The organism is Bacteroides sp. 1001136B_160425_E2, assembly GCF_015559655.1.
Taxonomy (GTDB): domain Bacteria; phylum Bacteroidota; class Bacteroidia; order Bacteroidales; family Bacteroidaceae; genus Bacteroides; species Bacteroides luhongzhouii.
The window spans coordinates 215,734-228,997 of the sequence record NZ_JADMQH010000001.1 but is presented as its reverse complement, the minus strand read 5'-3'; the positions used below and the strand labels follow the sequence as shown (position 1 = coordinate 228,997).

Annotated in this window: 10 protein-coding genes; 3 read left to right on the top strand and 7 right to left on the bottom strand. The window is 42.9% G+C overall.

The window, feature by feature from the left end; all coding sequences use genetic code 11:
* Positions 1–20: 20 nt before the first annotated feature.
* From I2I04_RS00865 to I2I04_RS00835, 7 genes are all read right to left on the bottom strand, one after another.
* On the bottom strand, positions 21–587 hold the full coding sequence (locus I2I04_RS00865; RefSeq protein ID WP_065537510.1) for a PepSY-associated TM helix domain-containing protein: 567 nt from the start codon (positions 585–587) through the stop codon (positions 21–23).
* Positions 574–1,161, bottom strand: a complete 588-nt coding sequence (locus I2I04_RS00860) for a hypothetical protein (RefSeq protein ID WP_195654053.1) — start codon at positions 1,159–1,161, stop codon at positions 574–576. Before I2I04_RS00860 ends, I2I04_RS00865 begins: the two co-directional genes overlap by 14 nt.
* A 159-nt stretch (positions 1,162–1,320) precedes the next feature.
* On the bottom strand, positions 1,321–2,244 hold the full coding sequence (locus I2I04_RS00855; protein WP_195654052.1) for an FISUMP domain-containing protein: 924 nt from the start codon (positions 2,242–2,244) through the stop codon (positions 1,321–1,323).
* Positions 2,245–2,283: 39 nt separating this feature from the next.
* Positions 2,284–3,792 (bottom strand): DUF6850 family outer membrane beta-barrel protein, encoded by a 1,509-nt coding sequence (locus I2I04_RS00850; protein WP_195654144.1) that lies wholly within the window; start codon positions 3,790–3,792, stop codon positions 2,284–2,286.
* Complete coding sequence (locus tag I2I04_RS00845; RefSeq protein WP_195654051.1) at positions 3,785–5,017, bottom strand: DUF4876 domain-containing protein; 1,233 nt, start codon at positions 5,015–5,017, stop codon at positions 3,785–3,787. The genes I2I04_RS00850 and I2I04_RS00845 overlap by 8 nt, the downstream gene beginning before the upstream one ends.
* A gap of 4 nt (positions 5,018–5,021) precedes the next feature.
* Positions 5,022–7,859 carry a TonB-dependent receptor gene (locus tag I2I04_RS00840; protein WP_195654050.1) on the bottom strand — a complete coding sequence of 946 codons (2,838 nt, stop codon included), beginning with the start codon at positions 7,857–7,859 and terminating at the stop codon, positions 5,022–5,024.
* Between the two features lie 235 nt (positions 7,860–8,094).
* On the bottom strand, positions 8,095–9,102 hold the full coding sequence (locus I2I04_RS00835; RefSeq protein ID WP_004299708.1) for an aspartate-semialdehyde dehydrogenase: 1,008 nt from the start codon (positions 9,100–9,102) through the stop codon (positions 8,095–8,097).
* Positions 9,103–9,615: 513 nt separating this feature from the next.
* On the opposite strand from I2I04_RS00835, the gene I2I04_RS00830 reads away from it, so the two are divergent.
* The 3 genes from I2I04_RS00830 to I2I04_RS00820 are packed head-to-tail and all read left to right on the top strand — an operon-like array spanning position 9,616 to position 13,132.
* Positions 9,616–11,751 carry a cation:proton antiporter gene (locus tag I2I04_RS00830; RefSeq protein ID WP_143256969.1) on the top strand — a complete coding sequence of 712 codons (2,136 nt, stop codon included), beginning with the start codon at positions 9,616–9,618 and terminating at the stop codon, positions 11,749–11,751.
* Complete coding sequence (locus I2I04_RS00825; RefSeq protein ID WP_410489747.1) at positions 11,733–12,467, top strand: ThiF family adenylyltransferase; 735 nt, start codon at positions 11,733–11,735, stop codon at positions 12,465–12,467. The genes I2I04_RS00830 and I2I04_RS00825 overlap by 19 nt, the downstream gene beginning before the upstream one ends.
* Positions 12,468–12,475: 8 nt before the next feature.
* Positions 12,476–13,132: an ABC transporter ATP-binding protein gene (locus I2I04_RS00820; protein WP_195654048.1), complete on the top strand. Its 657-nt coding sequence runs from the start codon at positions 12,476–12,478 to the stop codon at positions 13,130–13,132.
* The last annotated feature ends 132 nt before the right edge of the window (positions 13,133–13,264 follow it).

Below are 13,264 nucleotides of genomic sequence, written 5' to 3'. Positions count from 1 at the left end.
ATTTTATCTGTTATTTCGATTCAAAAGAAGAAAAGGAAAAGAATGGGAATCAAGATTCCGACAATGATTTCTATTCCTCCTCTGCCGATAATGCCCTTGTTCCCTTTCAGCATGATGATGCCGGAGAGAGTAATGATAATAAGGGCGATAGCGAAAATATCCGCGAAGTAAGTCCACCATTGTCCCGGATTGTAATGTAAACGGGACATTGCTCCGATAAGCGGGCGACGGGTGACGGATTCATATACCGCTTCTCCTGTCTTCACGTTTACCAGGAGGTTGGAACCGCCTTTCAAGAATACTTTCATTACATCCGTTTTCGGGAAGTAATATTTGGTATAGTTGCCGGTTTCTCCTAACGGTTCCAGTAGAGTAAGTACTTTCTCTTTACTCATTCCAGCTTTATCAGGTAGCTTTTCTGCTATTTTATATTCTTTCCGTGTGATGGAGAAGTTCGGATTAATCGTGTCACGGTGATTCATTACAATTCCGGAAATGGCATATATCAATACCATTCCGGAAAAGAAAAATGACAGGTCACGGTGTATGAGCCGACTCCATTTACGGATGTTACTACTCCACTTCATACGAATTAGCTTCCATAAAATAGAAAGATAAATACTCTTTTCCCGTTTCTGCCTTGCGGTCGGCTATTTTTGCGCGGAAGTCTGCGATGCGGGCTTCGGGGCTGTTAGCCGTTTCGCCGCGTGCTTTCTTTTCAGAGTCGCATCCGGCTTCGCTTGTTCCGTGTTTCTCGGCAGTCTGTGCTTTCAGTTGCGCTTCCCAGTTTTGGAGGTAGGCTTCGTCGATGCGTTGTTCTTTTAATGTTCCGGTAACACGGACGATAGAGTTTACACATTTAGGATCGAAGGCTCCCAATGTTCCGGCTTCTACACGGATCACTTGTGTATCGTCACTACCCATCAGGAAGATTTTCTTTGCACCATGTTTGCAGGTATGTGTGCAAACGCCTTCAATGGTAACTTCTTGCCCTATAAGGTTTTCGGCATTGGCAAGGAGAGAATCGATTTCCAAAGCGGAAGATGCAGACTGTTCTGTTGTCGCTTTTGATGCGCTTTTCTGTTGTTTGTTACCACATGAAGTTCCGATAAAGGTTATTGCCATAAGGGCAATTGCGATTGTTAACTTTTTTGTTTTCATTATTATTGCTTCGTTTTTATATAGTTTGTAATCAGTTTTTCGTTTGTTTATAGCTTATAATAGTTCGCCTTATAGGCGTGGAGTTTCGCCCCTGCTTAAAATTTTTAGTATCATGCCGTGATACACTTTGTTTCACGGCATATAATACATATTAGCCTTTTAGTTGACGGCTTGATCCTTTACACAACGAAGTTGCTGACCCGATTTTATGCTGATATAAGAAACGTTAACGCGTCCTTCCGGATAGGTCTTGCTAAATGTTGTCATTTGCCCAAAGAACTGAATATTTGTTAGTAATGTAGGATCGGTAGTAGAATAATTTGGTTTATAGCATGTTGAGGACATGATGTATGTCAGAGCTGGTTGATTTGCATATTTGGCCAGAATTTCTTCAGTTGTATTACCTGAATAGATTCTTGATAATTGGTATGAGGGAGCAGATGTAAAATTGTTTTGCATTCTCACGCCTGATAAAACATAATTCCAGCCAGCAACATTATATTTGCTTATATTTCCTCCTCCATAGCTTGCGTCATAGAAAAGGGCGTTTTCATTTTTTTTATTCCCTGTTTCGCCCACTGCTGCATTAGAAAGGCCACAAAGATTGAGAAATTCTTCACGTGTCGGGATATGCCAACCTTCAGGGCAAATACCTTGAGCTCCTTCAAACTCATAGCAGTTCTCTTCCGTCACTTCTTTGCTGCCAAGTGCGATATACATGTCATAGAAATAGCCTAATTTCTTAATAGAAGCTTCGTCTGTTAACGCTTCTGCTCCATCGGCTGTAAGTTTAGTGTTACCGTCCTCTACAATCAATTTGTACGGATACCAAATATGAGCGTCAGCTGTCGGGTCACTTGACGGCGTATATCCTTCCGGCACATAACGTAATGGTTCTGCCATCCAAGTCGTTCCGTTAGCAAGTTTGATTGTTTTATAAGTCTCTCCATAATAGACGAAATATCCATCATGTTCTTCAAAATTAGTATCACCTGGTGTTTCGTCTTCTTTCGGTAATTTGTCATCATCACTACAAGATGTGAAGAGTGCTGCTGCGAGCATAAACATTAAGTACTTTTTCATGTTCTGATAAATTTAGTTTATATAATTATATTGATTAATTTAAAATGTATATCCTAGTTTGATGGTTTCATTCCACCGATTTGCTCCTGCTATGTATTTAAGGTTGAAACCATGTGTATATTCGGCTTGGATTTCTGTATAGATTCCTCGATAAAACTTGTATCGGAGTCCAACTTCAAACGTTAGTCGGGGGGCTGTTGCGTATTCGTTCTGTAGATTATAATACTCTGTCAATCGGTACGGAGGTTCACCCGCCTCTGATTCAGTTTTAACTGTTTTACTCTTCTCCGTATAATCTCCGGCAGAGAAAATGCCGGAAGTTTTCAGATCAAACAGTTTGGTGTGGAATGTGCCGGCAAGGTATATACGCCCACATGTCATGGTCTGTGAAACGGAGTAGGGGAACATCTGTGTAGTCAGACTTTTCAATGATGACACATTCGCGCCAAAGCGTAGTTCTCTCCGGGGGGCTATGAACTCATATTCGGATTGGACAGAAAAGACACTTCTTTCAAAAATGCGGTTAGAACCATAAACATGAGTAGTCGTTATTCCGTTGAAAGTTTCCCGACCTAATACATTTTCATTATTAAATTGGCGTGACCAAATCAAATTTAACCGTAGGAAGTGTGCTGCATTTCCTTTTGAGAAACGATAGCTCAAGTGTGAAGTGACCCGATTGGCCGGGAATTTGAACCAGATGCTTTCCTTTTCTCCAGCCGAACCTGATGAATGGCTGTATTCCACATCTACATAAAAAGCCTTCCATTGGAATTGAGCGGCTGCTCCGTGAGATAGTTCTTTAATAGGAAATCCATTCATACCCGATTCATTCAGATGAATTCCGCTGCCTTCCCATGTCTCATACGCACCGTACATTAGTCCTTTGTCCAAGAAGGCATAGTACGATGTAGCAGCGGTGCCGATTTCTTCTGCTTTGACCGATTCACTGTTCTTGCCAAAAATGTAAGAGAATCCTATGGCATAGTCATCCGAATGATACATTATACTTGGAGCTACTTTTAAGTCTAGTCTATAATTGGTATGCCGCAGATCTTTACGTTTCGAGTAGTTGGCGGAGGTAAAGTCTATTTTTCCGCCTATACGCCAACAGGGGGCAATGTCTTTGGCTATACCTCCCATGAAAGCATAAGTCTGTAAATCTTTCCGGCCGGGAGTAAATTCCAGTATGTCTACCGGGTAGAATCCCGGATGAATGAACATAGAACCACTCATATTTCTACCGGAAGTGTGATCAAACGAAAATGAACCTGTCAGAGAATAGCTTTTTAGATGTGTGATAGACTTTGCTATTGCACCTGCGTTCCATAACTTATCAGCTTCGTAATAATTGTGGAAATCGCCATGATTATTCCTGCCATATAGTTCAGCATAAGAAACGGTGGTACTGTCCACCATTATTCCGGTAACGTTTGCTCCGGCATTCCAAGGATTACGCCGTTCCACAAGATCGTAAGATTGTGCCGAGACTGTGGATGCCACGTACAAGAAAAGACAAGTTATATATATTCGTTTCATATTACTCATGCAGGGATTGTTTTTCTCTTTCATAAAAGTCCGAGGAAGAGTTGTTGGTATCTTCCAGTATTTCATAGCCTGCTTCACGAGAGGCTTCTTCATCGGTATGGCGGTACAGGGTTCGTCCGTCATATAGCGCACTTTGAGTAACATAACCCGCATCGACAGAAGGCGGCATACGTTTCATATTATTGGAAGAACCTCCATAGTATATTTCTACTGCGTCTAATACCCAGTCGACCGGTACTTTAACAATCCTGTCTACTGTGCTTCCGGGTTTTTGAATAACATTGTCTGCCTGCGATACAAAATCTTGTATGGTAGTGTCTTTTGCCTTAAACAAGACAGTGGCAGGAGAAAATACAGAGAAAGTATAAGCATTTGCCTGTCCTGTTTTTATCACAACATTCAGATAATGGTCTGGCGTTATCTGGTCGCCCGGTGCGGGGTGATACAATGTATTCCAGAAATATACAGGATTATAACAAACGAAATATTTGGGTTTGTTCAGATTGACCGATTGGGGGTATTGCGCTGCGTGGTCGATAGCTCCGCAGATAACAACTACGGCATCTTCGCCAGGAGCCAGAGGGAATGTCTGTCCCGTACCTCCGAACTGCCAGACACACTGTGCCACAGGTAAAAAGTCCGGAAAGATGGTAGCTCCAGTCGATTCATCCTGTGTTACCCATACATTGGTTGCCTGCGAGTTATAAGGATCGAGTGAGCCGAAGCATAAACCATCGAGATATTGTGTCTCGGAGGTGTTGTTGTGTAGAATCATATATTTGTCTGACTGATAGTTGCCTTCAAACGGTAGCTTGGTGCATCCCCCGCAATAAATCTCCTTGATAACAATGTCACCGGACCTGGAGTGCACCAGTGGCAGATTGAGGGCGAGGTCTCCATTCACAAGTTTCACCTTGTCTGCCAATCCGTTGAAGATATCCTGCTCCGCTTTATCACTTATCTGAATGCGGTATATGCCTTTGGTCAGGCTGAAACGGACTGTTCCGTTTTTATCTGTTTTTGACGTATACGAATTCCCCCGGTCTATATCTTCGATTTTTACGATAACTCCTTCTCGGAGATAATCTGAGTATTCGTCCGGATATACTGCATTTACTTGAAGCGTATGCAGTTGGTTATCGTAAGGGTTGTCCTTGTCAATGTCTGTACAACTTCCTGTGGTGAAGAATGTCATCAGTAATAATATGTATGCTAGTTGCTTCATTGTTCTAGAATTTTATGCGGCAAGTTAATCCATAGTAAAAATCCGGAGTAAAAATGGCGCTTACTCCTGTTGCGTAAGAGGTTACATACTTCCGTGAATTCGTGAAGTTGATCGCATTGAGAGCGAGCGAGACATGATCGCCTATTTCTTTGGTTATATTGATATTGGCGGAGAAATAGGGATCGTATCCATCCGCAGCGAACGTATAGGCATTGCCCGATTTGCGTATCAGGTTTGCGAATGCGGAATTCTGGGCTTCTTTGTCGGTAAAAGGGCGTATCTCATTATTGAGATCAAGGTATGCTACCGGATAAATTGCTGTATACGAATTGCCGTCATAAATACTACCTCCTGTTCCCGCATTACTATTATCACTTACGTTGAAAGCATATTCTTTACCGTTGTATTCGGACAGGTTCTGTGACCGTTTTAATAGAGAGGCCTCCAGCCGGAATGATATAATCAATCTGGCTTTGGGGATACGGGTTATTGCCGTTATATTGGCGTCCAGAGAATGAGTACGTTTGCCGTTAGCTGTTGTCGATGAATTATCTCCGTTGGCATAGATACCTACATATTGGTAGGAACGATTTGGGATACCGGTATGTGACCACCCTGTTTGATAGTAGTAAGACAACGAATTATCTATATATTTCATATAATCATAGCTGGCATCCAGTCTCAATTGTGTACGAATAGGAGTTATTTCGGGAAAATCGACAATCATTTCCACTCCCCGGCGATTGATATCCGGTCCGTTGTCCGGTGAAACGGAATTGACAAAAGTACGGTTCGTTACTTTTACGTCCATAGGTACCCACTCCTCCGATTCATTTCCGCGTATATACACCATTCCTGTTTGGTTGTTTACGTTAATTTGCGGATTGGCAGGCATGCTGAATCCGTCCGGTAATTGCAGGACATCATAAGAAAACGGAGTATAGGCATTGGTGTATTTATAAGGATTTTTAGTACGGTTGAAATAACCAACCAATGATATCTTGGTCTTTGCGATTTCGATATCGACTCCCAATTCTGCGTTTTGATTCCGTTGCCAACGCAAGTTTTTATTATGTAAGAGCACGTATGGTTGGCTGTAATAGACGTAGGATGATTCGTTATTGTTATAAGAAACACCAAAAGTTTGTATGTCACGATACTCCTGTCTGGGATAGAGAATGTAATAAGACGGCAGTTTCTCGGCAACTCCCCATCCACCACGGATTGATATATTCCGGTTCAACTGCCATTTGGCATTGAAACGTGGTGAAAACGTATTCAGGTTTTTATATTCTGTTCCACTGATGAAAATCTTTTCCCAGCGTATACCTGCCATGAGTCTTAGTGTAGTGCTTCCGAGAGGTACTGTCAGATTCTCTTCAGCATAAAGTGAAACATTATGCATATACGGATAAGCAGTGTACGGACGCGGGCGATATCCGTTAGGAGCTAATGACGGGTTTTGGTAGTATTCCCCTTCTCCTATGTTACCTGTTGATTTCCACTGAATTCCTGCTATCAGATTGCTGTTCACCTTTTTAAAACGTCGGTTCCACTCGTATTTTAGGGAAGCGGCATAATCCAGTTCTTTTGAATCTATAATTTGGTCGGCGAAATACGAATAAGGCAGTTTATCGGCAAGGAAATAACCTTCCTGTTCAGCATGTACAGCCGGTTGTTCGGACGCATACGTGTAGGGAGTATGTGCGTGTGACTTATTATCATTGTAATGGAGGGATGCGTCAAATTTCAGATTGGTAATCCATGATTTGTTGAGCAACCAGCTTAATGATGTGTTTGCCCGGAACACGTTATCCCTTACTTTTGTATATTCTCCGGTATAGGCATCGGGATCATCCTTGGTGTTCATACCTCCGATGTTTCCAGTGAAACCGATATTAAATCTGAAAATGTTCCGGAATGTATTATTATAGTTTGCAGAGAATCCTCTTCGTGTGTAGGAAGTGTAGGGTGATGATAATTTCCGGGTGGCTTTTGTCCACTCGCCACTGATATTAACGGTACCTTTGTCATTTCCCAGAGCCAGTCCTTTTGAAAATGAAAACTGTTCTGTGCGGGGATTAATGGCCAATAAGATCTCCCAAGGTGTTTTACCTTTTTTTGTCCGGATATTGACCATGCCACTGTTCAAATCTCCATACTCTGCTGAAGGTACACCTGTTATGACTTCTACCGATTCTATATTTGTAACGGCAATACTGCGTGTATCTATTCCGCTCATATTACCGAAAGATGCATTATTTCCCATGCGTATACCGTCTACAGCTACTGCTGTTCCGAAAGTGGCGTTGCCAACGGTTGAACCTCCGTCTCTTAGTGAAAATACATTATTGGTAGTCAGATCCGGGACTTTCGTCTTTCCTCCCGGAAGAAGGGCGGATATGTCGCTGACGTTAGATACTTGAAGGTGTTCCAAAGCATTGCTTCCAATGATGAGAGTCGTATTCAACTCACTTTTGGGAGCTTGTGCTGTTATAACTACATCATCTAGCGCAAGGGTATTTTCTTTGAGTTGTATCGTTAGATCTTTGACGTTGCTGCGGATATCAACCCGAATTGTTGTTGTGACGTAACCGAGAAAGGAAACCTCCAGATTACATTTTCCTTCCTGAACTCCTTGTATTGTGAAATCTCCGTTCTGATTGGATACAGCCCACAAATAGGTACCTTTGATAATGATGGATGCTCCCGGTAATGGAGTGTTTGTCTTTTCTTCGGTGATACGACCAGAGATTGTATACGTACCCGGGTTGGCTGTGGCTTTAAATACAATACAAAAGAGAAGCCCAAAGAACGCTATGTTTAGTCGAAAATGTCCCATATACAAATTTTGTGCAAAGTTCCCTAAATATATAATGCAGGGCAATCGCAATAAATGACTATTTTTGGACATTTGATACCTATATGTGGTGATGGGGATTTTCGCCTGTTAATCGAAAAATGGTTTGTGATATAATAAATAGGTATATAAAAGTAGTGACCGACTTGCATTACGACGATTGTCGTATAGCAAGCCGGTCACTTATTTTGTTTTATTTATATGCTTCTCTTGAAGTCTAGATGTTTTTTACTTTAATCAGGTATTCGGCAATCTGAACAGCATTCAGGGCGGCACCTTTCTTAATCTGGTCACCTACAATCCAGAAAGTCAATCCGTTTTCGTTTGTCAGGTCTTTGCGGATACGGCCTACATATACCGGATCTTTACCTGCCAGGAACAGCGGCATCGGATATTCTTTTTCTGCCGGATTGTCTTGAAGAACCAGCCCTTCACCGTTAGCGAATGCTTCACGAGCTTCTTCTACGGAAATCGGACGTTCTGTTTCTACCCAGATACTTTCAGAGTGAGCGCGTAATGCAGGAACACGTACACAAGTTGCACTAACCTTTACGTCAGAATGCATGATCTTACGTGTCTCATTATACATTTTCATCTCTTCTTTCGTATAACCGTTCTCTGTAAATACGTCAATCTGCGGAATCAGGTTGAAAGCCAACTGATAGGCAAACTTCTCTACAGTCACAGGCTCGTTTGCCAATACCTGACGATATTGTTCGTACAATTCGTCCATAGCGGCAGCACCTGCACCACTTGCTGCCTGATAGGTAGATACGTGCACGGTTTTTATATGAGAAAGCTTTTCGATGGCTTTCAGTGCAACTACCATTTGGATAGTCGTACAATTGGGGTTGGCAATAACGCCACGAGGACGTTCCAGTGCGTCTTCGGCATTTACTTCAGGCACAACCAAAGGTACATCGGCATCCATACGGAATGCGCTGGAGTTGTCGATCATCACAGCACCGTACTTGGTGATTGTTTTTTCGAACTCCTTGGATGTTCCTGCACCGGCAGAAGTGAAAGCAATGTCTACCCCTTTAAAGTCATCATTGTGTTGTAAGAGTTTCACCTCGATCTGTTTACCGCGGAAAGTATAGGTTGTTCCGGCACTACGTTTAGAACCGAACAAAACTAACTCGTCCATCGGGAAGTTTCTCTCATCGAGCACGCGCAGGAACTCTTGTCCTACGGCTCCGCTTACGCCAACAATAGCTACTTTCATCTTTTTCTTTTGTTAAATTGTGAATATTGAATTCTTTCCTTCATTCTGTCGAATCGGAAAGATTTGGCTGCAAAATTATAACAATTTAGCATATAAACATCGCTTTTGAGAGAAATATTTCAGGCTTTCGATGGATTTCTTTAACCTTACGTATAATCAAGTGTGGTTGTTGGACGGGATAAACGCACCAAAAGGGATGCGTTTTCCGTCGCGATGCGAATCGGATTGGTTTCGTAGCCTGATAAGATTGTCTTTATTGCCTAATATTACTTCGTTCCACTATAGTGTAACGCAAGGATAACTATAGTCTCCCTTGCGTTCCACTATAGTTATCCGTAAGAGACACTATAGTAGAACGAAATAAAAGTGCCTAACGAAATATATCTTGATAGGTAAGCGGGAGAAAAGAAGTAGTAAGGTGAGTAATTGACTACTGAATAATACGTCTGGACATTCATTGTGATTCTGCAAACTTTTTTGTTCCTTTGCATTGAATTCCTAAAGCCACAGCCTATGAACCTGTTTGATTTTAATTTAACCTTACCGATTACCGACCCGACTTGGGTATTCTTTTTGGTATTGATTATCATTCTCTTTGCTCCGATGATCCTCGGACGTCTTCATATACCTCATATTATAGGCATGATTCTGGCGGGTGTATTGATTGGCGAACACGGCTTTCATGTGCTCGACCGGGACAGCAGTTTCGAACTCTTCGGCAAAGTGGGATTATATTATATCATGTTCCTTGCCGGTCTTGAGATGGACATGGAGGACTTTAAGAAAAACCGGACGAAAAGTGTTGTGTTTGGCTGGCTCACCTTTCTGATTCCGATGGCGCTGGGAATATGGAGTAGTATGAGTATGCTCGGCTATGGCTTTCTCACGGCGGTGTTATTGGCGAGTATGTACGCTTCCCATACTTTAATAGCCTATCCTATTATTAGCCGTTATGGATTGTCGCGTTTGCGCAGTGTCAATATAACCATTGGGGGGACGGCTGTCACTGTTACCCTTGCTTTGATTATTCTTGCCGTCATAGGTGGTATGTTTAAAGGCACTGTTGATGGTTGGTTCTGGGTGTTTCTTGTGGCAAAAGTGGCTTTTCTCGGATTTCTGATCGTATTCTTCTTTCCCCGCATCGGACGTTGGTTCTTCAGGAAGTATGATGACAGCGTGATGCAGTTTGTGTTTGTGTTGGCAATGGTCTTCCTCGGAGGAGGATTGATGGAATTCGTGGGAATGGAAGGAATTTTAGGCGCTTTCCTGGCAGGCTTGGTGTTGAATCGTTTGATTCCTCATGTATCTCCTTTGATGAACCGACTGGAGTTTGTGGGAAATGCCTTGTTTATTCCTTACTTCCTGATTGGTGTCGGGATGATTATTGATGTAAGGAGCCTGTTTACCGGAGGTGAAGCATTGAAGGTGGCTGTTGTAATGACAGTGGTGGCAACCTTTAGTAAATGGTTGGCTGCCTGGATCACGCAGAAGATATACCGGATGCAGTCAAATGAACGGAGCATGATATTCGGCTTGAGTAATGCGCAGGCCGCGGCTACACTGGCAGCAGTATTGATCGGCCATGAAATTATTATGGAGAATGGAGAACGCTTGTTGAACGATGATGTATTGAACGGCACGGTAGTGATGATACTTTTCACTTGCGTCATCAGTTCTTTGGTGACCGAACGTTCGGCCCGCCGTTTCGCTCTGGATGAAAATGTGCAAGCGGAAGAAGAAGCTAAACAGATAAATAAGGAACAGATCCTGATTCCAGTCGCTAATCCGGAGACGATTGAAGATTTGGTTAATCTGGCTTTGGTAATAAAGGATGCCAAACAGAAGAATGCATTAGTGGCATTGAATGTGATTAATGACAATAACAGTTCGGAGAAGAAAGAGCAGCAGGGCAAACGTAACCTGGAGAAGGCTGCCATGATTGCTGCTGCCGCCGATGTGCCTGTCACGATGGTGAGCCGTTATGATTTGAATATTGCTTCGGGGATTATCCATACGATCAAAGAGTATGAAGCTACGGATATTGTGATCGGTCTGCATCGGAAGGCTAATATTGTCGACTCTTTCTTCGGACATCTGGCTGAAAGCCTGCTGAAAGGTACGCATCGTGAAGTGATGATTGCCAAATTCCTGATGCCGGTTAACACCCTGCGTCGAATCAATATCGCCGTTCCGCCAAAGGCTGAATATGAATCGGGTTTCTCAAAGTGGGTGGAACATTTCTGCCGTATGGGAAGCATCCTGGGCTGTCGGGTTCATTTCTTTGCCAATGAGCGTACATTAATGCGCCTTCAGCAACTGGTGAAGAAAAGATATGCAGGTACCCCGACAGAATTTTCCATCTTGGAAGAATGGGAAGATCTTCTGTTATTAACAGGACAGGTGAATTATGACCACTTGCTGGTTGTTGTTTCTGCCCGTCGCGGATCTATCTCCTATGATACCTCTTTTGAACGTCTGCCGGCGCAGTTAGGAAAATATTTCTCTAATAATAGTTTGATTATCTTATATCCCGATCAGTTTGGAGAACCGCAGGAAATTGTGTCATTCTCTGATCCTCGTGGACATAATGAGTCTCAACATTATGAGAAAGTGGGTAAATGGTTCTATAAATGGTTAAAGAAAAATTGATGGAAAGATACGACTGGCAACAGAGAACAGCACTCCTGTTGGGAGAGGAAAAGATGGAACGCATCCGAAACGCGCACATATTGGTTGTGGGACTGGGTGGAGTGGGAGCTTACGCTGCCGAGATGATCTGCCGTGCAGGAGTCGGGCGGATGACGATTGTAGATGCCGATACAGTGCAGCCTACCAATATAAATCGTCAGTTGCCGGCCATGCATTCCACACTGGGAAAGGCGAAAGCGGAAGTATTGGCTGCCCGTTATAAAGATATAAATCCGGATATCGAATTGACCGTTCTGCCCGTCTACCTGAAAGATGAGAATATACCGGAACTGCTGGATGCCAATCAATATGATTTTATAGTAGATGCTATTGATACGATCAGTCCGAAATGCTTTCTGATTTACGAAGCGATGAAACGTCGTATAAAGATTATTTCCAGTATGGGAGCAGGAGCGAAGAGTGACATCACCCAAGTTCGTTTTGCCGATCTTTGGGAGACATATCATTGCGGTTTAAGCAAGGCGGTACGGAAGCGCTTGCAGAAGATGGGAATGAAACGGAAACTTCCGGTAGTGTTCAGTACGGAACAAGCCGACCCGAAAGCCGTGTTGCTGACGGATGATGAACAGAATAAGAAATCGACATGTGGAACAGTCAGTTATATGCCGTCCGTGTTTGGGTGCTATTTGGCTGAATATGTCATTAAACGATTATAAAGGCTATTATGATAAAACTAGAAGGTATAACGAAGAGTTTCGGCTCATTACAGGTGTTGAAAGGCATTGATCTGGAAATCAACAAAGGAGAAATTGTCAGTATCGTAGGTCCGAGCGGTGCCGGTAAAACGACTTTGTTGCAAATCATGGGCACTCTCGATGAACCGGACGCAGGTACGGTGCAGATTGACGGAACAGTAGTAAGCCGGATGAAAGAGAAAGAACTATCTGCGTTCCGTAATAAGAATATCGGTTTTGTTTTCCAGTTTCATCAACTGTTGCCGGAGTTTACGGCATTGGAAAATGTGATGATTCCCACCCTCATTGCAGGTGTTTCTTCAAAAGAGGCAAATGACCGTGCCATGAAGATTCTGGATTTCATGGGGCTGGTTGACCGGGCCTCTCATAAACCGAATGAACTGTCGGGAGGTGAGAAACAACGGGTAGCGGTAGCGCGGGCTTTGATTAACGATCCGGCAGTTATTCTGGCAGACGAACCATCCGGTAGTCTGGATACACATAATAAAGAAGATTTACATCAACTGTTCTTCGATTTGAGGGACCGTCTGGGGCAGACTTTTGTCATAGTGACGCATGACGAGGGACTTGCCAAAATCACGGACCGGACAGTCCACATGGTGGATGGTATGATTAAAAAACATTAATTAGAGAACCTAACTTCTAAAAATGTATACCAAAAAGGTAGAGCCTTGCAAGTGTTCTATCTTTTAGTTATATATTTATAGTCGCTTCTCTACAGAAGTCTGTGAAGATGATAGTAGAGTGTTTGTTTTGTT

What these genes read in the sequence shown, in the direction of transcription:
- I2I04_RS00865 (WP_065537510.1), bottom strand. Translation starts at nt 587, where the DNA reads ATGAAGTGGAGTAGTAACATCCGTAAATGGAGTCGGCTCATACACCGT.
- I2I04_RS00860 (WP_195654053.1), bottom strand. Translation starts at nt 1,161, where the DNA reads ATGAAAACAAAAAAGTTAACAATCGCAATTGCCCTTATGGCAATAACC.
- I2I04_RS00855 (WP_195654052.1), bottom strand. Translation starts at nt 2,244, where the DNA reads ATGAAAAAGTACTTAATGTTTATGCTCGCAGCAGCACTCTTCACATCT.
- I2I04_RS00850 (WP_195654144.1), bottom strand. Translation starts at nt 3,792, where the DNA reads ATGAGTAATATGAAACGAATATATATAACTTGTCTTTTCTTGTACGTG.
- I2I04_RS00845 (WP_195654051.1), bottom strand. Translation starts at nt 5,017, where the DNA reads ATGAAGCAACTAGCATACATATTATTACTGATGACATTCTTCACCACA.
- I2I04_RS00840 (WP_195654050.1), bottom strand. Translation starts at nt 7,859, where the DNA reads ATGGGACATTTTCGACTAAACATAGCGTTCTTTGGGCTTCTCTTTTGT.
- I2I04_RS00835 (WP_004299708.1), bottom strand. Translation starts at nt 9,102, where the DNA reads ATGAAAGTAGCTATTGTTGGCGTAAGCGGAGCCGTAGGACAAGAGTTC.
- I2I04_RS00830 (WP_143256969.1), top strand. Translation starts at nt 9,616, where the DNA reads ATGAACCTGTTTGATTTTAATTTAACCTTACCGATTACCGACCCGACT.
- I2I04_RS00825 (WP_410489747.1), top strand. Translation starts at nt 11,733, where the DNA reads ATGGTTAAAGAAAAATTGATGGAAAGATACGACTGGCAACAGAGAACA.
- I2I04_RS00820 (WP_195654048.1), top strand. Translation starts at nt 12,476, where the DNA reads ATGATAAAACTAGAAGGTATAACGAAGAGTTTCGGCTCATTACAGGTG.